Source organism: Emticicia sp. TH156 (genome assembly GCF_002855535.1).
Classification (GTDB): domain Bacteria; phylum Bacteroidota; class Bacteroidia; order Cytophagales; family Spirosomataceae; genus Emticicia; species Emticicia fluvialis.
Genome location: NZ_PKRS01000010.1, coordinates 169,576 through 191,874, shown reverse-complemented (window position 1 = coordinate 191,874; position 22,299 = coordinate 169,576). Strand labels below are relative to the sequence as shown.

Annotated in this window: 20 protein-coding genes; 10 read left to right on the top strand and 10 right to left on the bottom strand. The window is 40.4% G+C overall.

The window, feature by feature from the left end:
* Positions 1-924, top strand: a complete 924-nt coding sequence (locus tag C0V77_RS18745; RefSeq protein WP_101727968.1) for an aspartate carbamoyltransferase catalytic subunit — start codon at positions 1-3, stop codon at positions 922-924.
* 70 nt (positions 925-994) lie between these two features.
* Here the strand turns inward: C0V77_RS18745 and C0V77_RS18740 are convergent, their stop codons facing one another.
* The gene (locus C0V77_RS18740; protein ID WP_101727889.1) at positions 995-1,399 is read right to left on the bottom strand and encodes a hypothetical protein; all 405 of its coding nucleotides are present in this window, start codon (positions 1,397-1,399) and stop codon (positions 995-997) included.
* A 242-nt stretch (positions 1,400-1,641) separates the two neighbouring features.
* Here C0V77_RS18740 and C0V77_RS18735 point away from each other — a divergent pair, with 242 nt between their 5' ends.
* A complete protein-coding gene (locus tag C0V77_RS18735; protein ID WP_101727888.1) occupies positions 1,642-2,142 on the top strand; it encodes an NADH-quinone oxidoreductase subunit C in 501 nt (166 codons plus the stop codon).
* A 25-nt stretch (positions 2,143-2,167) separates the two neighbouring features.
* On the opposite strand, the gene C0V77_RS18730 is transcribed toward C0V77_RS18735, so the two are convergent.
* Positions 2,168-3,760, bottom strand: a complete 1,593-nt coding sequence (locus tag C0V77_RS18730; protein ID WP_101727887.1) for a peptide chain release factor 3 — start codon at positions 3,758-3,760, stop codon at positions 2,168-2,170.
* Positions 3,761-3,866: 106 nt separating this feature from the next.
* Here C0V77_RS18730 and C0V77_RS18725 point away from each other — a divergent pair, with 106 nt between their 5' ends.
* From C0V77_RS18725 to C0V77_RS18695, 7 genes are all read left to right on the top strand, one after another.
* Complete coding sequence (locus C0V77_RS18725; RefSeq protein WP_101727886.1) at positions 3,867-4,469, top strand: 2OG-Fe(II) oxygenase; 603 nt, start codon at positions 3,867-3,869, stop codon at positions 4,467-4,469.
* Between the two features lie 93 nt (positions 4,470-4,562).
* Entirely contained in the window at positions 4,563-4,736 is a 174-nt protein-coding gene (locus C0V77_RS23260) for a hypothetical protein (protein WP_173830566.1), read from the top strand.
* A 207-nt stretch (positions 4,737-4,943) separates the two neighbouring features.
* A complete protein-coding gene (locus C0V77_RS18715; protein WP_101727884.1) occupies positions 4,944-7,568 on the top strand; it encodes a TonB-dependent receptor domain-containing protein in 2,625 nt (874 codons plus the stop codon).
* Positions 7,569-7,880: 312 nt separating this feature from the next.
* Positions 7,881-8,960, top strand: a complete 1,080-nt coding sequence (locus C0V77_RS18710) for a sialidase family protein (protein WP_229236322.1) — start codon at positions 7,881-7,883, stop codon at positions 8,958-8,960.
* Between the two features lie 154 nt (positions 8,961-9,114).
* Positions 9,115-9,906 carry a diadenylate cyclase CdaA gene (gene cdaA / locus C0V77_RS18705; RefSeq protein WP_101727883.1) on the top strand — a complete coding sequence of 264 codons (792 nt, stop codon included), beginning with the start codon at positions 9,115-9,117 and terminating at the stop codon, positions 9,904-9,906.
* Positions 9,907-9,988: 82 nt separating this feature from the next.
* On the top strand, positions 9,989-11,029 hold the full coding sequence (locus C0V77_RS18700; protein ID WP_101727882.1) for an aminotransferase class V-fold PLP-dependent enzyme: 1,041 nt from the start codon (positions 9,989-9,991) through the stop codon (positions 11,027-11,029).
* 48 nt (positions 11,030-11,077) lie between these two features.
* Entirely contained in the window at positions 11,078-11,647 is a 570-nt protein-coding gene (locus tag C0V77_RS18695) for a MarC family protein (RefSeq protein WP_101727881.1), read from the top strand.
* Between the two features lie 218 nt (positions 11,648-11,865).
* Here C0V77_RS18695 and C0V77_RS18690 read toward each other — a convergent pair whose 3' ends face one another.
* The 5 genes from C0V77_RS18690 to C0V77_RS18670 form a co-directional block, all read right to left on the bottom strand.
* The gene (locus tag C0V77_RS18690; protein ID WP_101727880.1) at positions 11,866-12,621 is read right to left on the bottom strand and encodes a hypothetical protein; all 756 of its coding nucleotides are present in this window, start codon (positions 12,619-12,621) and stop codon (positions 11,866-11,868) included.
* A gap of 59 nt (positions 12,622-12,680) precedes the next feature.
* Entirely contained in the window at positions 12,681-13,616 is a 936-nt protein-coding gene (locus C0V77_RS18685; protein WP_101727879.1) for a DUF4097 family beta strand repeat-containing protein, read from the bottom strand.
* Positions 13,617-13,707: 91 nt separating this feature from the next.
* Positions 13,708-16,101 carry a TonB-dependent receptor domain-containing protein gene (locus C0V77_RS18680; RefSeq protein WP_101727878.1) on the bottom strand — a complete coding sequence of 798 codons (2,394 nt, stop codon included), beginning with the start codon at positions 16,099-16,101 and terminating at the stop codon, positions 13,708-13,710.
* A gap of 208 nt (positions 16,102-16,309) precedes the next feature.
* Positions 16,310-17,101, bottom strand: coding sequence for a HEAT repeat domain-containing protein (locus C0V77_RS18675; protein ID WP_101727877.1), 792 nt, complete (start codon positions 17,099-17,101; stop codon positions 16,310-16,312).
* Between the two features lie 20 nt (positions 17,102-17,121).
* Entirely contained in the window at positions 17,122-17,637 is a 516-nt protein-coding gene (locus C0V77_RS18670) for an RNA polymerase sigma factor (RefSeq protein WP_101727876.1), read from the bottom strand.
* Between the two features lie 433 nt (positions 17,638-18,070).
* On the opposite strand from C0V77_RS18670, the gene C0V77_RS18665 reads away from it, so the two are divergent.
* Complete coding sequence (locus C0V77_RS18665; RefSeq protein WP_101727875.1) at positions 18,071-20,635, top strand: zinc-dependent metalloprotease; 2,565 nt, start codon at positions 18,071-18,073, stop codon at positions 20,633-20,635.
* Positions 20,636-20,903: 268 nt separating this feature from the next.
* Here the strand turns inward: C0V77_RS18665 and C0V77_RS18660 are convergent, their stop codons facing one another.
* From C0V77_RS18660 to C0V77_RS18650, 3 genes are read right to left on the bottom strand one after another with little or no spacing between them, the layout of a single operon-like run.
* Positions 20,904-21,356 carry a GNAT family N-acetyltransferase gene (locus C0V77_RS18660; RefSeq protein WP_101727874.1) on the bottom strand — a complete coding sequence of 151 codons (453 nt, stop codon included), beginning with the start codon at positions 21,354-21,356 and terminating at the stop codon, positions 20,904-20,906.
* On the bottom strand, positions 21,356-21,820 hold the full coding sequence (locus C0V77_RS18655) for a GNAT family N-acetyltransferase (protein ID WP_101727873.1): 465 nt from the start codon (positions 21,818-21,820) through the stop codon (positions 21,356-21,358). The genes C0V77_RS18660 and C0V77_RS18655 overlap by 1 nt, the downstream gene beginning before the upstream one ends.
* A 3-nt stretch (positions 21,821-21,823) precedes the next feature.
* Complete coding sequence (locus C0V77_RS18650; protein ID WP_101727872.1) at positions 21,824-22,249, bottom strand: DUF1801 domain-containing protein; 426 nt, start codon at positions 22,247-22,249, stop codon at positions 21,824-21,826.
* Positions 22,250-22,299: the final 50 nt, after the last annotated feature.

Below are 22,299 nucleotides of genomic sequence, written 5' to 3'. Positions count from 1 at the left end.
ATGCAATCATTGAGTACCAAACATCTACTCGGTATAAAAGACCTTACAACAAACGATATTCAGCTTATTTTAGAAACTGCCAAAGAATTTAAGGAGGTTATTAACCGACCGATAAAAAAAGTACCTTCGCTGAGAGATGTAACAATTGCCAATGTTTTTTTTGAAAATTCTACCCGTACGCGTCTGTCATTTGAGTTGGCTGAAAAAAGGCTCTCTGCTGATGTCGTTAATTTTTCGGCTTCAGGTAGCTCTGTAAAAAAAGGAGAAACCCTGCTTGATACCGTTAATAATATTCTGGCTATGAAGGTAGACATGATTGTAATGCGCCATAGTAGCCCTGGAGCACCTCATTATTTGTCTAAAAAAATAAAAGCCAATATTGTAAACGCTGGTGACGGTACGCATGAGCACCCGACACAGGCTTTACTTGATTCTTTTTCTATGCAGGAAAAGCTGGGAGACCTTGCCGGTAAGAAAATTGCCATTATTGGCGATATCCTGCATTCGCGCGTGGCGCTTTCGAATATTTTCTGCTTGCAGAAACTGGGTGCAGAAGTTACTATTTGCGGGCCTAACACCCTTTTGCCCAAATATATTAACGAAATTGGTGTAAGAATCTCACATAGCGTAAAAGAGACACTACAATGGTGCGATGTGGCCAACGTTCTGAGAATACAGCTGGAACGCCAGCAAATTAAGTATTTCCCTTCATTGCGTGAATATTCGCTCTATTTCGGAATCAATAAACAAATGCTCGATGAGTTGGATAAAGAAATTGTGCTAATGCACCCCGGGCCGATAAACAGGGGTGTGGAGTTATCGAGCGATGCCGCTGATTCACATCATTCAATTATTCTCGACCAGGTAGAAAACGGCGTAGCTGTCAGAATGGCCGTACTTTATTTGTTGTCTCAGCAAAACTAGATTTTAAAAAATTACAAAAACAAAGGCATAACCGGTAAAAGTTATGCCTTTGTTTTTGTAAAGCCGGGGCTTATCTTCTTCCTCTTCTTTCCTTCCAGTTATCCCTTATTTCGGCTCTTCTTTTTTTGGCTTCTTCACGTAATTTTGTCATTTGTTCGGGTGTCAGAACACTCTCATAGCTTTTCATGGCGGCGTCGTAGTTAGACTTCATTCTTTTACGGCTGGCAAGCATTCGTTCTCTTTCTTCGTTTCTGAACTCATCCCTTTTTTTCTCCTGCTCCAGATTAATAGCCAGCATTTTCTTATATTGATCATCATTTAAGGCCAGCGATTCCTTCATGCGGTTGGTTCTCATTTCTGCGCGTTGTTCAGGTGTTTTATGAGGTCTGTCTCCACGCTCTGGTTTGTCTTGCTGAGCAAATGCTCCGGTAAGTACTCCGCCAATAAGCGTGCACACTAAAAGTATTTTTTTCATTTTTTGAATTGGTTGATTGTAAGAAAATTGTCCTTTTTACAACGTTGCAAATGTTAGAGTGAAATCATTAAAAAAGGTTTAAAGACCATAATAAACTAATTTGATTTTCAGGATAACAGATTATGTTTTAACTTTAGGAAACAATATATATCAAACAGATGGCAGAGGTAATGGTGATATATGTAAGAATGCTTTAATCTGTTGATAATCAGTTAGTAACGCATGCACCCAATTGGATAATTATGGATTTTGAACAAATAAAGCAGTTAATTACAGATAAGTTTGGTGAAGCAATTGTACTGAAAGCAGAGAGCCATGTTCTTCAACCCAGCTTAACGGTTCCTGCTGAAAGCATTGTGGATGTCTGCAGATTTATGCATGAAAACCCCAACCTGTATTTTGATTTTCTGGCCTGCATTACTGCCATTGATAACGGCTCTGCCGTTGGCACCATTGAGGTAATCTATAATCTTACCTCAATTCCGTATGAACATAATTTCGTTTTGAAGTTGGAAGTATCCAGAAATGCAGAAGGTACACCCTTGCCACAGGTGCCTTCAGTAGCGGGTATCTGGCGTACGGCAGACTGGCACGAACGTGAAGCCTTTGATTTGGTTGGAATTGAATTTACCGGCCACCCCGACTTGCGGAGAATCCTGCTTCCGGCTGATTGGGAGGGGCACCCATTAAGAGCCGACTATCAGGAGCAGGAAGAGTATCACAGCATAAAGGTAAAATATTAATAAAAATGGTTTAGTGAGCGTTTCACTAAACCATTTCTGTTTTAAATTCAGAAGTAGTATGAAATTTGATGTCCGGATTATTCTGGATATTCATTCGTAGTATCCAGTCGGTCTCTGCCAGAAAAACCGGATTCTGGTCTTTATCATAAGCAATATAATTGCCTTTCAGGCGCACAAACTCTGCCAGCTTATCTTTATCTTCTGAGGTTATCCAGCAGGCTTTAGAGTAAGGGCGGGCATCAAATCTACAGCTAGCGCCATATTCATTCAGCAGTCGGTACTGAATTACTTCAAACTGAAGCTCACCAACTGTGCCTATTATCTTACGGTTACCCGGTTGCTGGGTAAATAACTGGGCTACGCCTTCATCTGTCAGTTGCTGCACACCTTTCTCCAATTGTTTCGATTTCATAGGGTCATTATTAATCACCTCTTTGAATATCTCTGGTGAAAAGCTTGGAATACCCGTAAATTGAAGTGCTTCTCCTTCGGTAAGCGTATCGCCAATTTTAAAAGTACCGGTATCGTATAGACCTATTACGTCTCCCGGGTAGGCATCTTCAACCACATCTTTTCTGTCGGCCAGAAAAGCAAACGGGCTTGAGAAACGCATATCTTTACTTAAGCGCACATGTTTATAGAATTTTCCACGTTCAAACTGTCCGCTGCAAATTCTCAGGAAAGCAATTCTGTCACGGTGTCGTGGGTCAATATTGGCGTGGATTTTAAAAACAAATCCGCTGAATTTCTTTTCCTCCGGCTCCACCATTCGTTTGTCTGTCATGCGGTGCACAGGCAGAGGAGACACATCACAAAAAGTATTCAGTAGCTCCATCACACCAAAGTTGCTTACGGCACTACCAAAAAATACAGGTGCCAGGTTTCCTGCCAGGTACGCTTCTTTATCAAATTCGCTATACACCCCTTCTATCAGTTCTACATCTTCCCTTAGCTGGTTGGCATCTTTTTCACCAACTTTTTTGTCCAGCACCTCCGACTCCAGCTCAATTACATCAATATCGTCTTCCAGGCGTGTTTTGTTTACGGCAAAATGGTTCATCTTTTTTTCCAGCAGGTGGTACACCCCTTTAAAGTTAGAGCCACCATTAACCGGCCATGTAATAGGGCGCACACTGATATTCAGTTTTTGCTCCAGTTCATCCAGCAAATCAAAAGGGTTTTGTCCCTCGCGGTCCAGTTTATTAACAAAGATAATCACCGGCGTATTACGCATCCGGCAAACTTCCATCAACCTTTCGGTTTGTTCCTCAACGCCTTTTACGCAGTCAATTACCAGAATTACACTATCTACGGCAGTAAGCGTTCGATAAGTATCTTCGGCAAAGTCTTTATGGCCGGGGGTATCCAGAATATTGATTTTAAGCCCTCTATATTCAAAAGTCATTACAGAAGTGGCCACCGAGATACCTCTCTGCTTCTCAATTTCCATGAAATCGGAAGTAGTAGATTTCTTGATTTTATTCGATTTTACCGCCCCTGCCGTCTGAATGGCACCTCCGAATAGCAGCAGCTTCTCGGTCAGTGTGGTTTTCCCGGCATCGGGGTGGGCAATAATAGCGAACGTACGGCGTTTGTGTAATTCTTGAAGAAATGACATTTTTATCTAATTTTGCGAACCTGACGTTTACAGCCTTGGTCTGTAAGTGTCAAAAAAACGGCCTTTTGGCCAACCTTAAAAACGGGTGCAAAATTACGCATAAATTATGGAAGAAACATGGCAAGTTGCATTTGAATCAATAATTTCTCAGATATTAGACCAGGGCTATGGCATTTTGGACGGATTCCTGTCTGACGAAGAAATTTCAGCGCTTAATGAGCGTTTTCTTTTGCATTATCAGGCACAAGCTTTTAAAAAGGCTGGTATCAGTAAAAGCCATGAAGTGGTAAAGGATATCAGAGGCGATGAGATTCTGTGGCTGGAGAAAAGCAATGCCGTAGGAATAGAAACCGTATTTCTTGACCGCCTTGAACAATTTATGGGCTATGTAAATTATACCTGTTTTCTGGGGTTACGGTCTTATGAAATCCATTATGCGTCTTATCCGGTAGGTACGTTTTATAAACGGCATCTCGATAAATTCAGAAATGATTCTGGGCGAAAACTATCTTTCATTTGTTATCTGAACCAGAACTGGCAACCTGATAATGGCGGAGAACTGGTTTTATTTTTGCCGGATAGCGACAAAACCGTTTTGCCGCTGGGTGGCAGGCTGATTGTATTTGAAAGCGATAAAATAGAACATGAAGTACTACCTGCGAACCGCGAACGCCGAAGTCTGACAGGCTGGTTACGCAATATTGATTAATGAGAACCTTTAAATTTAGTATTGCTTTTACAAGCGCGTTTTATGGCTAAGCCTTTAAAGTTTTTTTATAAATTTGTACAAAATCATGAAACTATGACTTTCGAAGAATACCTGATAAGCAAAAAAATAGATAAAGATAAGTTTGCGCAGGCCGAGCCTGAAAGGTTCAGAGAATGGAGTGTGTTGTTCAGTCAGATGCACCCCGAAAGTTTTACCATGCACAAGAAATTTCTGATAAATCCCACGCGTCGCAAATACCATTTATAGTATTCTTCAGCTTTTCTTGTTCAAGTCTAAAGTATCGCTTATCTACTTTTCCGGTACTTTCATCTATTGTTTTCAGGTAATGGTGTTTTTTATAAATCTTTTAATGTGAAATACGGTATTTAATGAGGGTTTGAGTGGTAATTTTGTACAAAATCAAGATTTTTTAGCCACGACAGACACCATATTTTTTAACCGTTATTTACACAAATGAAAAGAAAAATTTTACTTACAATCCTTTCATCGGCATTACTTCACACAGCTTTTGCGCAGTTTCCGGGTGGAGGAGGTTTTGGAGGAGGAGGCCGTAGTGGGGGAGGCTTTCCGGGGGGTAATCCACAGCAACAGCAAACCCCACAGAATGATGTGCCTCGTGGTTCGGCTAAAATTATTGGTATTCTGGTAGACTCTACAACCAAAAAACCTGTTGAATTTGCCTCTATTGCAGTATATGACAAAAACAATAAAGTAGTAGAAGGCTCAATGACCGATATGAACGGTGCATTTACTGTGAAGAACCTGGCTAAAGGAACTTACAAAGTGGTGGCCTCTTTTATTGGTTATAAAAATACCACATTAAACAAAGTTGATGTTCCTACCAATAAAGCAGAGGTTAATCTGGGTAATCTGGTGATGGCTACTGATACCAAAATTTTGAATGAGGTAACGGTGGTTGGGCAGGCCGCTCTTGTAGAAGATAAGGTTGACCGCCTGGTTTACAATGCAGAAAAAGACATTACCAGCCGTGGTGGAACAGCAGAAGATGTGCTAAGAAAAGTACCTATGCTTACAGTTGATATGGATGGCAACGTGCAGATGCGTGGCAGCAGCAATATAAAGGTATTGATTAATAACAAGCCGTCGAGTATTCTGGCAACGAATATTGCCGATGCCTTAAAACAGATACCGTCTGACATGATAAAATCGGTAGAGGTAATTACCTCGCCGTCTGCCAAATATGATGCAGAGGGTACGGCCGGTATTATCAATATCATAACCAAGAAAAATACCCTGCAAGGACTTACCGGATTTGTAAATGCAGGTGCCGGTGTGCGTGGCGCCAATGCCTTTGGTAATCTTAACCTTCGTCAGAAAAAAGTAGGTACTTCGTTGAGCTTTGGTGGTAACTCGGGTTATAATACACCCAGTGACGGAAGCACTACCCGCGAAAGCTCGGTACGCGGCACAACCACAACCCTGGCACAGACTGACGCTAATAATGTGAGACGTATAAATGGTAATACGCAGTTGAGTATTGATTATGACATTAACTCAAAAAACTCTATGACATTGACTGGCCGTTTGGGTATCGGAAATTTTGATACCAGAGGGCCACAGACATCTTTACTGACAGGGTCATCAGGTGAGGTAATGCAACAGTTTACACGCTATGTGAAACAGCTACGCACCAACAACAGCCTTGATATTGATTTCAACTATACACGTACATTTAAACAGCAGGGGCATGATTTTACGTTGCTGATACAGCATGGCAGAAATACCCGTGATACTGATTTCAGAACTGACCAGGATAATAAACCATTTAATAAAAGTAACAATGATGGGCTGAATAATGAGACTACCTTTCAGGCTGATTATAACCTGCCTTTTAAAAAGAATATATTTGAGGCAGGTGCCAAGTATATTATCCGCGATGTATCCAGTGGTTATGACTTCCTGCAGTTTAACGAGCAAACCAATGATTATGTTATCATCCCGTCAAGAACCAACGACTTTAACTACGAGCAGAAAGTAAGTGCAGCCTATACTACACTTACCCTGGCTTTACCGCAAAAATGGGGCTTGAAAATGGGTGTTCGCTACGAAAATACTTCAATTAATGCCAAGTTTCAGAATTCAGACAAACCTACTACCATTGCACCTTATGATAACATAGTGCCTACGGTTACGGTGTCTAAAGATTTTCCTAAAAATCATAAGGTAAGATTCAGCTACGGTCAGCGTATTCAACGCCCGTCTCTTGAGTTCCTGAACCCTTTTGTTAACTATGCCGACCCTCTGAATATCTCTTACGGTAACCCGCTTTTGAAACCAGAGCTGAGCCATAACTTTGAAATCAACTATAATACATACTTTAAGGCTAACTCGGTTAACGTAGCTGTTTTCAGAAGATTCACCAATAATAACATAACATCAGTTCGTTCGGTTGATGAGAAAGGAGTTGTTACATCTACTTTCGACAACATTGGTAAAACCAACTTTTATGGCGCCAATATATTTTTAAATGTGCAGCCAACCAAAAGCCTTAGAATAGGTGGCGGAGCCAACTTTACATATAATCTTTTAAATGGTACCGTTGTGATTCCGGTATTACAGGCAGACAATACGTATAAGAGCAGCCTGGTGGCTATTGAAAACAAAGGATGGAACTCCAACTTCAACTTCAATGCCTCTTATACCTTTACCAAAGGCTGGGGTGCTCAGGCTTTTGGGTTCATGGGTAGCCGCCGGGTGCAATTACAGGGGTATCAGGGAGCCTTCCGTTTTTATAATATCGGGGTGAAGAAAGACTTCAAAAACAAAAAAGGAAGTTTCAATTTTGGTTTAGATAACCCGTTTGCCAAGAAGATGGTTATCAAAAGCTATGCAAGCGACCCAACCTTCGTATCCAATTCAGTACGTAATGTGTATAACCGAGGTGTGCGCTTCTCTATCAATTACTCATTCGGCAAGATGGATTTCAACGGTGGCGGTGGTTTATTCCGCAACAAGAAAAAAGTTAATAACGAAGACATCAAAGAAGGTGAAGGCGATGGCGGCACACAAGGGCAGCAAGGTCAAGGCGGTGCCGGCGCTGGCGTACGCCCACGTTAATCACTTTCGGTTGTAATAATTAATATCCAATTTTTTCTTCCCATTTTGTGAATTTGTTACTCAGGAATAGATTCACAAAATGGGATTCTTTTTTAGAGATATCTTTATTGCTTCCGGCTTTCAGAAAATTAGTATCTTGCTTGGCTGTTCAAAAAGAGCTAAAGCTCCATCAGGATATTTTTTCGACCTGTTTACCTATCTATTATTATGAAATTACGCACCAACTCATTTATTTGTGCTCTTCTCTTTTTGTTTTTTTATCAATCCTATGGACAAAGCACTGCTGAGCCACCTGGGATAGTGATAGACTATATGGCGAAAGAGACTGGTAAGTATATTGGCTCGCCTTCAATCTGCATTTTACCTGACGGCAGCTACGTGGCATCGCATGATGAATTCGGGCCTAAATCAAAAGAGTTTGCTTCAGCCCAAACCAGAATTTTTTCTTCTAAAGATAAGGGCAAAACCTGGCAGCAAATCGCCATTATTGATGGTCAGTTCTGGTCGAATCTGTTTACGCATAATGGTGCCTTGTATATTATGGGTACTAATAAGCATCATGGCAATTTTATTATTCGTAAATCGGTTGATGGTGGACACAGCTGGACAACCCCCTACAGCAAAACAACGGGTTTGTTACTGGAAGGTGAGTACCACACAGCCCCTGTGCCAGTGGTTATTCATAAGGCAAGAATCTGGCGTGCTTTGGAATACGCCACTGCCCCCACAACCCGTTGGGGCAAGCGATATAGCGCCATGATGATTTCGGCACCTTTAAATTCAGATTTACTGAATGCAGATAAATGGAAGGCTACCAACAAGCTGCCTTATGATTCTACTTACCTGAACGGCAAATTCAACGCATGGCTTGAGGGTAATGCACTGATTGGCAGAAATGGTGAAATGATTGATATACTAAGGGTTGATGTGCCGCAAGGTAATGCAGAAGTGGCAGCTTTTGTGAAAATCGACAGGCATGGTAAGATGGCTGCCTTTGATAAGCAGACAGGGTTTGTACCCATGCCCGGTGCGAGTAAGAAATTTAGTATCAGATATGACAGCAACTCTGACAGGTATTGGGCATTGGTGAATACGGTAGACACACTCTATAAAAATAAAACACCTGCTTCAATTAGAAATCAATTGGCTCTTGTTAGCACTAAAGACCTGAAAAAATGGGAAATTCACCAACAACTACTATACCATCCTGATGTAAGCAAACACGGTTTTCAGTATGTTGACTGGCAGTTTGATAATGACGACATTATTTTTGTTTCAAGAACTGCCTATGATGATGCCTCAGGAGGCGCCAATAATTTTCATGACGCCAATTTTCTTACTTTTCATCGAATTGTAAACTTCAGAAAGCAGATTGATAAACGTGTAGAATAGCTGCCAAAGTAAATATATCTGTTTATTCTGAAGCTTTTGACTGCTAATTTGTACATAAATTTAAAAAGATTTTAATAGGAAAAGCCATATCATTAGATGTGGCTTTTTCGTTTTTTTTGTACTTTCGCAAATCACGCACAAAAATTACCAACTTATGCAAATTGGCTTTCTGGAGATAAAGTGGACAGATGTATTAGATGTTGTATTAGTAGCTTTTCTCTTATATTATATTTATAACCTGGTTAGAGGTAGTGTAGCAAGTAAAGTTTTTCTAGGGTATTTACTCATTTATTTGTTCTATTTAATAGTTAAAGCCATTGGACTAGAGCTGCTTACCCGTATAATGGAGTACTTCATGGGGGTAGGAGCAGTGGCGCTTATTGTGCTTTTTCAGCAAGAGATTCGCAGATTTTTATTATTAATAGGTAAATCAACCACTTTAACCAATAACAAGTTTTTTGCCAGACTATTTGGTACCAAGCTGGAGGAAGAAGAAAGTACTACACCGCTTAAAATTATTACCGAGGCCACCAAAGCTATGTCGAGCGAGTTTACAGGTGGTATTATTGTTATTCAAAAAGATGACGACTTAAGCAAGTTTGTAGAGTCTGGCGATGTGCTTGATGCCCTTTTGTCTAAAAAATTATTGATATCAATTTTTAGTCAGTACAGCCTTCTTAATGATGGAGCGGTGGTAATCAGCCGTAACCGCATTCAGGCTGCTCATTGTATTCTGCCAATTGCCAGTAGCGACGAACTGCCTACGCATTATGGTTTCAGGCACCGGGCAGCTTTGGGTATTTCGGAGGCGACTGACGCAGCCGCCATTTGTATTTCTGAAGAAAACGGCCGTATTTCTCTTGCGCTCGACGGGAACATAAAAGTTGTAACGCCTGTTGAACTGGAAAGAGAGCTAAGCGCCTATTTTCTTGACCAGATGCAATAAAAAGCTAGTGCCCTTTAAATAATTTTAGCCATTACTTCTAAAGCCGGTTTTTCCGGCTGTTTTCTCTGTTATTTTTAAACCCATGATTACATTTTATCCGGGGCCTTCAAAGATTTACCCACAAGTAGCAGGGTATCTGCAAGATGCCTTCAATGAAGGAATTTTAAGCCAGAATCACAGAAGCACTGCTTTTATGGGTTTACTACAGGAGAGCATTGAACTTCTGAAACAAAAACTGAATATCCCTGCTCATTATCACGTTTACTTTACCTCGTCAGCTACTGAGTGCTGGGAAATAGTGGCGCAGTCTTTTACTTCTAAAGGCAGTTATCATTTATATAATGGGGCATTCGGACAGAAATGGTTTGAGTATGCGCAAAAGATTGCTGGAGGAAATGTAGCAGGGCAAAAGTTTGATGCAGAAGAAACCATACCAGTTATAACAGAGGCAGCGGGTGAATTTGACGTTTTTTGCATTACTCAAAATGAAACCTCTAATGCTACACAGGTAGATGTAAGTAAAATACCGTCACTTAATGCACTGGTGGCTTTTGATGTTACGTCGTCTATGGGTGGTGTTGCCTTAGATTGGCTAAAAGGAGATATCTGGCTGGCCTCGGTACAGAAGTGTTTGGGCTTACCGGCCGGTCTTGGGTTAATGGTATGTTCGCCCAAAGCCATTCAACAAGCAGAAATGATCGGAGAGAGGCAACATTACAACAGCTTTTTGTTTATACATGAGAATTTTGAGAAGTACCAGACCCATTATACGCCTAATGTGCTGGGTATTTATTTGCTAAACAGGGTAATGCGCCAGGTAGAAAACATTGAGCTGGTTAGTAAAAAGACAGTTGCCAGAGCCAGAGATTTTTATGAGTTTATAGAAAAACAAACGGCGTTAGAGTTATTGATTAAAAATACCCGGGTGCGCTCAGATACCGTAATTGCAATTGAAGGTAGTTCAGCTGCCATCAGGCTTTTAAAAGATAAGGCAAATACCGCAGGTATAACCTTAGGCAATGGATATGGCGCATGGAAAGAAACTACTTTCAGGATAGCCAATTTTCCGGCCATTGAGGATTGGGAAATCGATCAACTAAAGCAAGTTTTAATTGATTTTTGAGGTAATTTTAACAGTTAAGTATTTTTAAAAACCTATATCAATCAGATAATGAACTTCAGTTTTAAAGAAATTATTTCTGTTACAATTATTCTTTTTTCAGTGATTGATATTCTTGGGTCAATACCCATAATTATTGATTTACGGAAAAAAGCGGGCGGTATACATGCTGAGCAGGCAACTGCCGTGGCCGGATTACTCATGATAATCTATTTGTTTCTGGGTATCAGCATTCTGAAACTCTTCGGGGTTGATGTCGAGTCTTTTGCTGTGGCCGGGGCATTGATTATCTTTCTGATAGGTATGGAAATGATATTGGGCCGGAATATTTTCAAGCATGAAACGTCGTCAAGTAAAGCCACATCGATTGTGCCGCTGGCGTTTCCGATTATTGCCGGAGCCGGAACCATGACCACTATTTTATCTTTGAAGGCAGCCTACAGCCAGGAGAACATCATTGTGGGTATTGTGCTGAATCTGGTAATTGTTTATATCGTTTTAAGGAGTTCGGTCTGGATTGAAAAGAAATTAGGACAAACAGGTGCTGATATTCTGAGAAAAGTATTCGGGATGATTCTGATAGCCATTTCTATTAAGTTAATTAAAGCTAATCTGGTTTAGAAAATATAAGGGCAAGACAAAGCCTCGCCCAATACTGATAGATTAAATTGTATGATTAAATTTGTTTTTCAAACCTAAAAAGAAATGAGCGTTTGATTAAATAGCAAGTCGTTGCTTTCAGAATTGTTTTAAAATACTAAACGGTAAACTAAAATCTATTGCCAGATGCCTGTATCTATTGAACAGATTCATCTGCATCGATTTTACTGCGCTTTACTTTATTTAGTTTTCTTTTGCCGTAGGTAAATATTGCCATGCTCTGACTTTAATTCTACCAGATTTCCGCCACCGTTCAATCGGGTTGTTATTATATTCTGATTGTTTTCTGCTACCGGCAGCTGAAAATCTGTAAAAACATCGTTCCATTCTGAAGTCTTGATTTTCAGGTCAGCTTTAATGGTTGGGGGTAATTCAGCCACTATTTTGCCAAATAGGCTCGACAGATACACACTATTGGTTTGGGTGAGATAAGCATTTACTGAGCCATGCCTGCTATATGCTTTTATGCTGCCACTTACATTCTGCAGGTAAATGTGGCCAAACTCGGTGCTTGCATCAAAGTTGCCCTGCATATCTTTAACAGCCCAGCGTTGCCCGTTTTGTGGTGAGTTTTCATAAAGCATCAGGTTTAACCTTTTGGGCAGATACATGGTGTATGTTCCGTTGTAACAATTACATACTTCCCTTATTACCAGCATTGAATCTTCCTGCAATACGTTTAATCCAAGTTGGGTATTATCTTCCAGTCCCTTTATGGTTACTCGCTTTAATCCATCAGCCTGTTTGGGTATCGAAATTGGGTTTTCAATTTCAATTCTAATTTCATTTCCATCGTACCCCTGAATATGGATATGGTTGCGATCTATTAAAATGGCGGCGTCTTTAATCGTATTTTTAGCAACTACGGCGTATCTAACCTGAGCGAACGCAACCTGCCCTGCTATAAGGCAGTAAAGAAGTAATAGTTTTTTCATAATCAGGTTCTGGGTAATCAGGTAGCAAACCAGCAAGGCTTGCTACCTGATTGGTTGGCTTATTTTTTCTTTCTGATGTAAATATTGCCGTTGCTCGACTTCAGGTCAATAACCACACCTCCACCGTTAATAGTGCCTTCAAAAGCATCAGCCTTGCTGAATGTTGAACTCACATATACGTATTGGTCTCTTTTAAAAATATCTTTTTCGTCGCAATCGCTACAATCTGCTCTGGCGGCAATTTTAGCTCTGGTGTTGCTGGTAACTTCACTTATTTCACCTTGCCCGTTTATTGTCTTAGCACCTGAACTGGCTACACTTTTGGTTTCTTTTTTTGTGGCCGAGATATCCCAGTCGGTAAACAAATCGCCATAATAGTTACGTACTTTCAGGTTAGCCTTGGCGTCAGAAGGAAGTGTTATGTCAATTGCTCCGGAAGCATTAATGGAACTTGGCGAACTTTGAGACAATTTAGAGTAAGTTACAAAAATTTTACCATAGCCGGTATGCGCTACCAAAGGACCCGTGATATCGTTCAGATAAGCTTTAGAGTTATTGGTTTTCAATTCAATTTCACCGGCTATATCGCTGATTACGATTTTATGCTCATTCATATTCTGGCTTTCGATTACACTCAAATCCAGGTTTTTAGGTACTTTAATGCTCAGAATACCAGTGTAACGATTTTTAGGTATAGTAATTTTTAACAGGTTGCCTTCTACTTCGGCGTTGGCACCTAAACCGGTGTTATCAACCACACCCCCGGTTACCAGTCTTAGGCCCTCAGCTTCTTTAGGTAGCTCTTTGCGGTTTTCACCTGTTTGTTCAATGGTTACCTCGTTGCCATCAACACCCTGGATACTAACAGAAGCCTGTTGAACAATTATCTGTACTTTTTTGCCCTGTCCGTTGAACGACACTTTATATGGTTTGGTTTGCCCGAAAGAATTGGCATAGCTCATGCAGATTAAAACCGCAATAATTATTTGTTTCATGATTTTTTATTGGTTTAATATGATATATTTTTCTTGAAATTTTACTGTTTTATGGTGAGCTGTTATTTTAGGATATTCTTAAGCCCTATGATTAATCGCCACTTTTTTTGTCATCATTGCTAATGCTTTTCTTAGAGCGTTGCGGTTGGCTGGTCATTTTGCCGAACTGGTATGAGAAACTCAACCTCCAGCCCTGATTATAGTATCTTGATTTAGTGGTTTGTGTAAAAGTTGGCCCCGAAAACTCACCGTTTTGTGTAAAGTAAGGTGCCAGAAAGTTGTCGAAACCTAAACCTACGGTAGCTTTTTTATTCATTATCTCTTTCTGGAACGCTACATTGTAATAAGCAAAGCCACTTACTTTGCCTTGCAACATTACGCGTGGTGAGTTAAAGAATCCGAAGAACTGTGCTTTAAAGCCTTTTCCTAAATCATAGCTTGAATTCACATTGAAGCGGTACATCAGGTTTTCGTTTTTGGCCTGAAGGGCTGGGCTGTTCAGAATGTTGTAATACACATTTACTGCGCCGTTGGCTGTAAACTTCTTTATTTTGGTGTTTCCGCTCAGGGTTAGGCCATAAGAAGTATTCTGTGCAATGTTCTGGAATGCCAGTGTTGCTACACCTTCCTGGTCAAAGGTTCTGATACGCTCAATGGCATTGTTGGTGGTACGCATGAACAATGAAGTATTGATTGACGATTCTTTGATGTAAACATTATAGTTTATTTCTGCACTATGGGTTAACTCAGGTTTAAGGTACGGATTACCGGTATATGTCATCAGAGGTTCACTGGCATTTATGTAAGGGTTCAGATACCAGAGCATCGGCCGTTGAATACGTTGTGTATAGCTTATTTTCAATTTCTGGTTTTTAGGTAAACTTCTCGACAAACTAAAATTTGGAATAATGTTACCATAGTTGTTTGAGAACGGCACTTTACCAGCCAGAAACTCAGCATTGATAAACGTATGCTCGTATCTTACACCGGCATTTATGCCCCACTTGTTTTTTGAGGTACGAGAATAGGTAAGATAAGAACTGGCCACCTGCTGGGCATACTCAAAAACATTGGCAAGGGCAGGTACATTTTCAAAATTGTTTGAGCCATCAATTGCATTAGCCACCTGATAATCGCTTTTTACATTTCTGAAAATTGATTTAACCCCTATCTCCATCGTACTGACACTATCTAACGGATTAGTGAAGTCGAGCTGAACCGTGCCTTCATAATTAGCGCTATAGTTGGTACTTTTCTCACGGTAATTAACAGCTTTGTTTTCATTGGCCTGGTCAAGTTTATAAAAGCTGTCTTCGCCTTCTTTTGAGAACATGGTAAGCACATTAAATTCTCTTCTCGGTTTTTTGAAAGTCTTGGTATAGTCCAGATTCAATGTATTGCCTTGCCAGTCATAAATCCTGTACAGATTCCGGGTGAAATACTGGTTGGTTACACCTTGCGTTGAGTAATCGTTCAGGTAGTCGAAATTCATACCATTTTTGCCGTCATATAGATTCAGGCTGGCACTCATACGGTTCAGCGAATCAATATCCCAATCTGCAGATATAGTGCCGTATCCGTTTTCGCCATCACCTCTGAACGACGTTGTCTGAAACAAGGTACTTGAAACGCCTTCCACATTGGTTACCCGGTTACTTTCATTGCCGCCCTGGTTACGCCAACGGTTAAATCCGCCACGTGCCGATATACCAATTGCTTTTTGCCTGAAGTTTAATGAACCATTCATGCGGTCGTTCCAGCGTCCTACCGATAAATCGGCATTACCATTTATACCCTGAATGCTATTCTTTTTTGTAATGATATTAATGATACCAGCTGTACCTTCTGCATCATATTTGGCCGATGGTGAGGTGATAACCTCAATCTGTTTGATGTCGTCGGCGGGTATCTGTTTTAAAACGTCTGCAATGCTGCGTGCCATTAGGTTTGAAGGCTTGTTATTAATCAAAACCTTAATGTTGGCACTTCCGCGCAGTTCAACGTTTCCGTCCATGTCAACGGCTATAGATGGAATCTTCCGCAGTACATCTCCGGCGTTGCCACCTTTAATGGTTATGTCTTTTTCTGCGTTATACACCAGCCGGTCGGGTTTTTCTTCAAACAATGCTTTTTGCTCAACTACTGTTACCTCCTGTAATTGCTGAGCCGCCTGCCCAATTTTAATTACGCCCAGGTCCAGGTCTTCGTTTTCAGTTTTAATGTTGTTGATGATTTTGTCGCGGTACCCTACAAATGTAATTTTGACTTGATAATTGCCTTTGGTTGCTTTTGTAAGTGTAAATTTCCCTCGTTCATCGGCAGTGGCACCTTCAATGGGGGTGTTATCTTTCAAGAGCGCCACGGTGGCAAACTCAACAGGTTTGTTAGTAGTTGAGTCTAACACAAAGCCTGTAATTTTAATTTTTTGGGCAAATAAAGACCCGGTTGCTCCTAAGAGCAATGTCAATAGTAAAAGCTTTTTCATAATTTTTGTTTAAAATTTGATAGTTTATTAAGAGTAACTTCAGATTTTAAAACGTTGCAGTTTCAGGTGATTTTTTTTGAAATGAAACGGTCGTAATTCTCTGAGTCATCAATCCAAACTATCGGGGTTATCATTGTGTGAAAACCAATAAACGGGCAGTTAATACTAAAAAGATGCAGGTTATTTCTGATTCATAAAGTGGGCAATATTACATGCTTAACACTTTTACGCTTTCCTGTGCTTTCCGCTTAACAAAGTCTTCGGTTTCATTATTTTGTAATAGCTTTTGCAATGGTTTTACGGCTCGTTTATCGCCAAGGTTAGCCAGTATATCAATCACGGTTATCTGCAGTGTTGGCTCTTGTTGCGTAAGCAGTGTTTGTATCAGGGCATCACGCGCTACTTTCTCATCTCCGAAGTGCGACAGCGCCTCTGCTGCCGCTGTGCGCACATTTATATTCGGGTCATTATTCAGCGTTTTAACCAGCGCTTTTAATACTTCAGTGTCGGGCTTATTGATGTCGTATGAGTAATTGACTGCCTGAATTCTTTCAGAGGCTGACTCCCGTTTTAACATCGACAGCATTACCAGTTCTTTGGTTTCTTCTACATCTTTTTTTAGCTGTGTAAGTTCCTTTAAATCGCCCAGGTCTTTGTCAGCTGTTTTGCGGCCTATCAGAAAAAACCCTAATAAAAATACAACTCCGGCGGCGTATTTCAGTGCTGGTGAGTTTACCCAGCTAACGCGCAAATTTCGCTTTTGTGCTTTTTCTTTTCTTTTTTGTTCGGCTCCTTTTTCTTTTTCAAGCATCATATAGAAGCCAAAGTCAAGGTTGGCATCGGGCTCATGCGCTTCGGGCTGGGGCAGGTTATGATAAAATGCTTTGAGTTCTTCAAACTCTGCTCTGAGCGACTCGTCGTCTGCCAACAGGGATTCAAGTTCCTGTTTTTGTTTATTTGTCAGTTTATTATCCAGGTAATCGGCAAATAATTGTTCCATATCCACATTCCTTCTAATTATTAATTTAATTTTAAAAATTCTTCTTTTAATTGTTTTAAACCTCTGTGTACCCGAACTTTTACCAACGACACCGAAATATTGAGTACGTTGGCGATTTCTTCGTATTTCAGGTCTTCATATCTGCTCAACCTTAGTACGTCCTGGTACTCCTGGGGTATTTTTTTTAAGGCTTTCTGAATTAAAAGGTATTGTTCATCATCATAATTTTCTTCTTCGGCTAAGTCAAAATTTTCGTTCAAATCTTTAAAGTTGTGCGATTGCTCTTTCAGGTAATCGTGATAAATGTTTCTGGCTATCCGGTATATCCATGTTTTGAACTCGTAACCATCCTTATAGCTTTGCCGGTAATGAATGATACGATAGAAAACCTGCTGAGTCAGATCCTGACTCGAATCACGCGCTACACCAAATCTTAAATAAAAATTAAACAATGGGCGTTTGTAACGTTCGTACAAAATCGCAGCCTTGTCCAAGTCGCCTCCGGCTACCAGTTGCATAGCTGCTTCGTCTGTCATATAGAGCTTTTTCGTTTTAGGTTTCTGAATATGATTACTTGGGTACAGGTAAAAGGTTACAGCGATTCTGAAAATTTTTTTTATTTCTTGGACATTGTCTGAACTCTGCCGCGACGGCGTACCGTTTTACCTGATTAAATGATTTATTTAAATAAATGTATTTTAACCTGATTATTTCAAAGACGACTGAAGCGGATTTTAATTACATAAGAAAACAAGTTTACTGTAATACCAATCAGCGAAATCAATAAATGGTGGTAAACGAGAGTACAAGACAGCTATCTCCTAAATTTTGTGATGCCACTGAGTAAAATTTACACCAAATTTGGGCTTTGGTCTCATATTCAAATTAATTCATCAACATTTAAAAAATTATTCTTTCTCTTCGCTTACATTTACGAAATTTTTTTCATCACACTATTATTAATTAATTATGAAATTATTACGCCTTGCACTTGTACCCTGTGCTATTTTTGGAATGACCCTGACGGGGAATGCCCAGAAGAAGGACGACAAGAAAAAAGAAGAACCTGCAAAAACTACCCAGACACCAACTGCAACACCTCCTGTAGTTAAACCTGCCGAAACCCCCAAACCAGGGCCGAAACCCTACAAAGATGTAATTACTGACAAGGCCAAAACCAGCAAAGGATTGATAACGGTGCATAAAATTGATGAGAAGTACTTCTTTGAAATTGCCGATACCCTGCTGGGCCGTGATATCATGACGGTTACACGTTATTCTAAAACTGCTGCCGGTGGCGGTATCTTTGGTGGAGAAGAAGTGAACCGTCAGATGATCAGATGGGAGAAAGGACCAGACAATAAGATTTTCTTACGTTCTATCTCTATCGTTATGTCAAGTCCTGATAGCACCAAGCCTATTTTTCAGGCCGTAAGAAACTCAAGCGCCGACCCAATTGTGGGTGCATTTGACATTAAAGCCATTAAGAAAGATACGGTTTCTGTAATTGAAGTAACTGATTTCTTCAAGGCCGACAACCAGATTTTTTCTTTAGACCCTGTAAGCAAACAATTACTTAAAATTACGGCGCAGTTGCCAGACCGTTCGTATATTCAGCACATACGGTCTTACCCAATTAATACTGAAATCCGTACGGTTAAAACCTTTGGCGTAGTGCCGCCGTCGGTTTCTTTAATGCCGATTCCGCAAATTGGCCAGTATCTGCCGGCCTCACGCGATGCAGGTGTGGTAACTATGGAGTTTAATACCTCTATGATATTGCTGCCTAAAGTGCCAATGCGTAAACGATTTTTCGACCAACGTGTAGGGTACTTTGCCAACCAGTACTCTGTATTTGGTGAAGAGTCTCAGAAATCAGACAACGAAGTGTTTGCTGTTAGATGGAGACTAGAGCCAAAAAGCAAAGAAGATGCCGAACGCCAGAAACGTGGTGAGGCAATTGAGCCTAAAAAGCCAATTATTTATTATATAGACCCTGCTACACCTAAAAAGTGGCAAAAATACCTGAAAGCCGGTGTTGATGACTGGCAAAAAGCTTTTGAGAAAGCAGGTTGGAAAAACGCTATCCGTGGCGAATACCTTGACCCAAAAGACAGCCTGAGCCTGGAAGATGCCCGTTATTCGGTTATCCGTTATTTTGCGGCTGATATTCAAAATGCTTACGGACCAAACGTGCATGACCCACGCAGCGGCGAAATTCTTGAAAGCCACATAGGCTGGTATCATAACGTAATGCGTTTATTGCGCAACTGGTATATGATTCAGACAGCCGCCGTTGACCCACGTGCCAGAACCAAAAACTTCAGCGATGAGCTGATGGGAGAGTTGGTACGTTTTGTGTCGTCGCACGAAGTAGGCCACACCTTGGGTCTTCGTCATAACATGGGTGCCAGCTCGGCTACGCCGGTTGAAAAGCTACGTGACAAAAACTGGGTGGCTAAAAACGGACATACGTCTTCTATTATGGACTACGCCCGTTTTAACTACGTTGCACAGCCGGAAGATGGCGTAACTGATTTGTTTCCGCGTATCGGTGATTATGACGACTGGGCTATCAAATGGGGTTACGGATACTTTGCTGATGCCAAAGACGCCAAAGAAGAGAAAAAAATGCTTAACGAGTTAACAAAAGAGGCAACCAAAGACCCTCGCAAGAGATTCGGTACTGAAATAAGCCCTTATGACCCTCGTTACCAGACTGAAGACCTGAGCGACAATGCCATGAAAGCTTCTGATTATGGTATCAAGAATCTTCAGAGAATATTGCCCAATCTTACAGAATGGAGTAAGGAAGACGGAGAGTTCTATAAAGAATTATCGGAGTTATATGGCAACGTGGTTGGTCAGTACCGCCGTTATATTGGCCATGTTACCAAAAATGTAGGGGGTGTTTATGATACACCAAAAACCTATGACATGGAGGGTAACGTTTATGAAGTAGTGCCAAAAGCAACTCAGAAAGAAGCTGTAGCATTCCTGAACCGTCAGGTTTTTGCCACGCCAACGTGGTTAATTAACCCTGCCATTCTAAATAAAATCAATATTGAAACAGGTGTTGAAGCCATCAAGTCAATTCAGGAGAGTACCTTGAACAACCTTTTGGCCGGTGACCGTGCCGCAAGGTTGATGGAAACAGGCTCAACAAACTCTGCTAATTATAATCTTGATGAATTGATGACCGACCTGCGCGGTGGCATCTGGGCTGAGTTAAAAACCCGCAAAGCGATTGATGTGTATCGTCGTAACCTTCAAAAAGTTTATGTTGAGAAGGTAATTTCATTGCTGAACCCAACTTCAACAATGTTGATGACGGTACCTCCGGGGGTAACTTACGGTTATGAAACCCGCATCGTGGATTTGAAAAAGACCGACTTGCCGTCAATTGCGCGAGCAAATCTTGAATCATTGAAAGCAGAAATAAAAGCAGCTTTGCCTTTAACAACCGACAAAATGAGTAAATACCATTTACAGGATGTGCTAAGCCGAATTGAGAAAGCTTTAGACCCTAAATAATGCGTTATTTAGTTATAAAACATAAAAGCGAAGGGGCAAACCTTCGCTTTTATGTTTTATAAGTATAAACTGAACTGTGTCTATTTTGAGTAATCATTTCTATTTATAACGCAAAATTAACTTTTTAAATGGTTGTAGATTGAAAATTACAATTGTTTTGCATAAAAGAGTAATGTTTTCAATTTAGCAGCTATAAGAAAAGATACTTTATTTCTAAAGCGCACACCAAAAAACAAAAAATAAGAATTTGACTCAGCAGGCGTTGACATCAACTCAATTCCAAATGCAAAATCGGAAAAGGCTTGCCCGTTCCGTCAAGTTCAGACCGGCTAATCACCTTAAATCCATGATGCAAATAAAACTGAAGGGCTTGGTTGTTTTGCTCGTTTACATCTACTTTACTTATTTTTTGTGTATTTACTGCATGGTTTAAGAGTGCTTTACCGATTCCCTTTCCAATGGCATCGGGGTGAAGAAAAAGCATTTCGAGGCTATCGTCTATGGCGCCTGAAAAACCAAGAATTTTTCCTCCTTCGTTTCTGATACAATTAAGCTCAACCATTTCGAAATAGTTATGTTCATAAATGGTTTGTTTGAAAAACAAGATGTTCTCTTCTTTCAGAAAATGATGGGTGGCTCTTACAGATGCTTCCCATAAGTCAAGTAGTTCGTCGTATTCTTCGGGTAAAACTCTTGTAATGGTATAACTTAGGTCAGTCATTATTTTAGTGTGGTGCTTAGCATAATCATGTGTTTACACTGAACGCCGTTTTCAATGATGGGTTCGGTATAATTGTCAATAAAGAAATTGAATTTTATATCAGAGAGTTCAAAACCCATCTTTTGATACAAGTATAATTGCCCGACACTGGCATTGCTTGTGCCAATCAACAATTTTTTAAAGCCCTGTTCTGTGGCAAGTCTGATAGCGTGTTTCAAAAGTAAAGTACCTATGCCTTGTCTTTGGTGTGCTTCATCAACGGCTATATTTTTAATTTCAGCCTCTTGGGCGTTGATACTAAAAAGCACATATACACCAATAACGTTGCCTGTGGTTTCAGCTATATATACTTTTGAATTGGGCAGATAGACCTGAATTGCATCTACTGATGGATCAGCAGATAATAACAATTCTAACGGCAGGCTTTCTTCTGCCCTCAAAAGCCTGATATGGAAATCGGCCATAAGTTAGCTATTAGAAATGTCTTTTAATCGGCTTATTCTTACGGATTCATCAATCATTTCTCTTAACACGTCCATACTAATATCTGCCATGTTTTTTATATAAATACAGCCTTTGCCTGTTTTATGCTTGCCTAATTTTTGCAGAAGTGCCTCTCTTTTGTCGGGGGCCAGATACGTATAAAGACTGATGGCATCTTTTCGCGGCGAAAATGCAACCAATGGCGCGTCACCTTCATGGCCGCTATCATATTTGTAATGATAACTGCCAAAGCCTATAATTGATGGCCCCCACATTCTGGCTTCCAGGCCGGTTTGCTGAGACATGATTTGAAGTAGCTGAAAACCGTCCGTTTTTCTTTTCTCTTCAGTAATCTGGTTCAGAAAGTCTTCTACTTTTATTGCTGTTTCGCTGGTTTTATTCTTTGCCATAAGTTTAAGAGCATTGGTTGAATTGAAACAAATATAACATATTTGTACTT

Excerpts from the sequence above, each read along its gene's own strand:
- C0V77_RS18745 (WP_101727968.1), top strand. The coding sequence starts at position 1 with ATGCAATCATTGAGTACCAAACATCTACTCGGTATAAAAGACCTTACA.
- C0V77_RS18740 (WP_101727889.1), bottom strand. The coding sequence starts at position 1,399 with ATGAAAAAAATACTTTTAGTGTGCACGCTTATTGGCGGAGTACTTACC.
- C0V77_RS18735 (WP_101727888.1), top strand. The coding sequence starts at position 1,642 with ATGGATTTTGAACAAATAAAGCAGTTAATTACAGATAAGTTTGGTGAA.
- C0V77_RS18730 (WP_101727887.1), bottom strand. The coding sequence starts at position 3,760 with ATGTCATTTCTTCAAGAATTACACAAACGCCGTACGTTCGCTATTATT.
- C0V77_RS18725 (WP_101727886.1), top strand. The coding sequence starts at position 3,867 with ATGGAAGAAACATGGCAAGTTGCATTTGAATCAATAATTTCTCAGATA.
- C0V77_RS23260 (WP_173830566.1), top strand. The coding sequence starts at position 4,563 with ATGACTTTCGAAGAATACCTGATAAGCAAAAAAATAGATAAAGATAAG.
- C0V77_RS18715 (WP_101727884.1), top strand. The coding sequence starts at position 4,944 with ATGAAAAGAAAAATTTTACTTACAATCCTTTCATCGGCATTACTTCAC.
- C0V77_RS18710 (WP_229236322.1), top strand. The coding sequence starts at position 7,881 with ATGGCGAAAGAGACTGGTAAGTATATTGGCTCGCCTTCAATCTGCATT.
- cdaA (WP_101727883.1), top strand. The coding sequence starts at position 9,115 with ATGCAAATTGGCTTTCTGGAGATAAAGTGGACAGATGTATTAGATGTT.
- C0V77_RS18700 (WP_101727882.1), top strand. The coding sequence starts at position 9,989 with ATGATTACATTTTATCCGGGGCCTTCAAAGATTTACCCACAAGTAGCA.
- C0V77_RS18695 (WP_101727881.1), top strand. The coding sequence starts at position 11,078 with ATGAACTTCAGTTTTAAAGAAATTATTTCTGTTACAATTATTCTTTTT.
- C0V77_RS18690 (WP_101727880.1), bottom strand. The coding sequence starts at position 12,621 with ATGAAAAAACTATTACTTCTTTACTGCCTTATAGCAGGGCAGGTTGCG.
- C0V77_RS18685 (WP_101727879.1), bottom strand. The coding sequence starts at position 13,616 with ATGAAACAAATAATTATTGCGGTTTTAATCTGCATGAGCTATGCCAAT.
- C0V77_RS18680 (WP_101727878.1), bottom strand. The coding sequence starts at position 16,101 with ATGAAAAAGCTTTTACTATTGACATTGCTCTTAGGAGCAACCGGGTCT.
- C0V77_RS18675 (WP_101727877.1), bottom strand. The coding sequence starts at position 17,101 with ATGGAACAATTATTTGCCGATTACCTGGATAATAAACTGACAAATAAA.
- C0V77_RS18670 (WP_101727876.1), bottom strand. The coding sequence starts at position 17,637 with ATGACAGACGAAGCAGCTATGCAACTGGTAGCCGGAGGCGACTTGGAC.
- C0V77_RS18665 (WP_101727875.1), top strand. The coding sequence starts at position 18,071 with ATGAAATTATTACGCCTTGCACTTGTACCCTGTGCTATTTTTGGAATG.
- C0V77_RS18660 (WP_101727874.1), bottom strand. The coding sequence starts at position 21,356 with ATGACTGACCTAAGTTATACCATTACAAGAGTTTTACCCGAAGAATAC.
- C0V77_RS18655 (WP_101727873.1), bottom strand. The coding sequence starts at position 21,820 with ATGGCCGATTTCCATATCAGGCTTTTGAGGGCAGAAGAAAGCCTGCCG.
- C0V77_RS18650 (WP_101727872.1), bottom strand. The coding sequence starts at position 22,249 with ATGGCAAAGAATAAAACCAGCGAAACAGCAATAAAAGTAGAAGACTTT.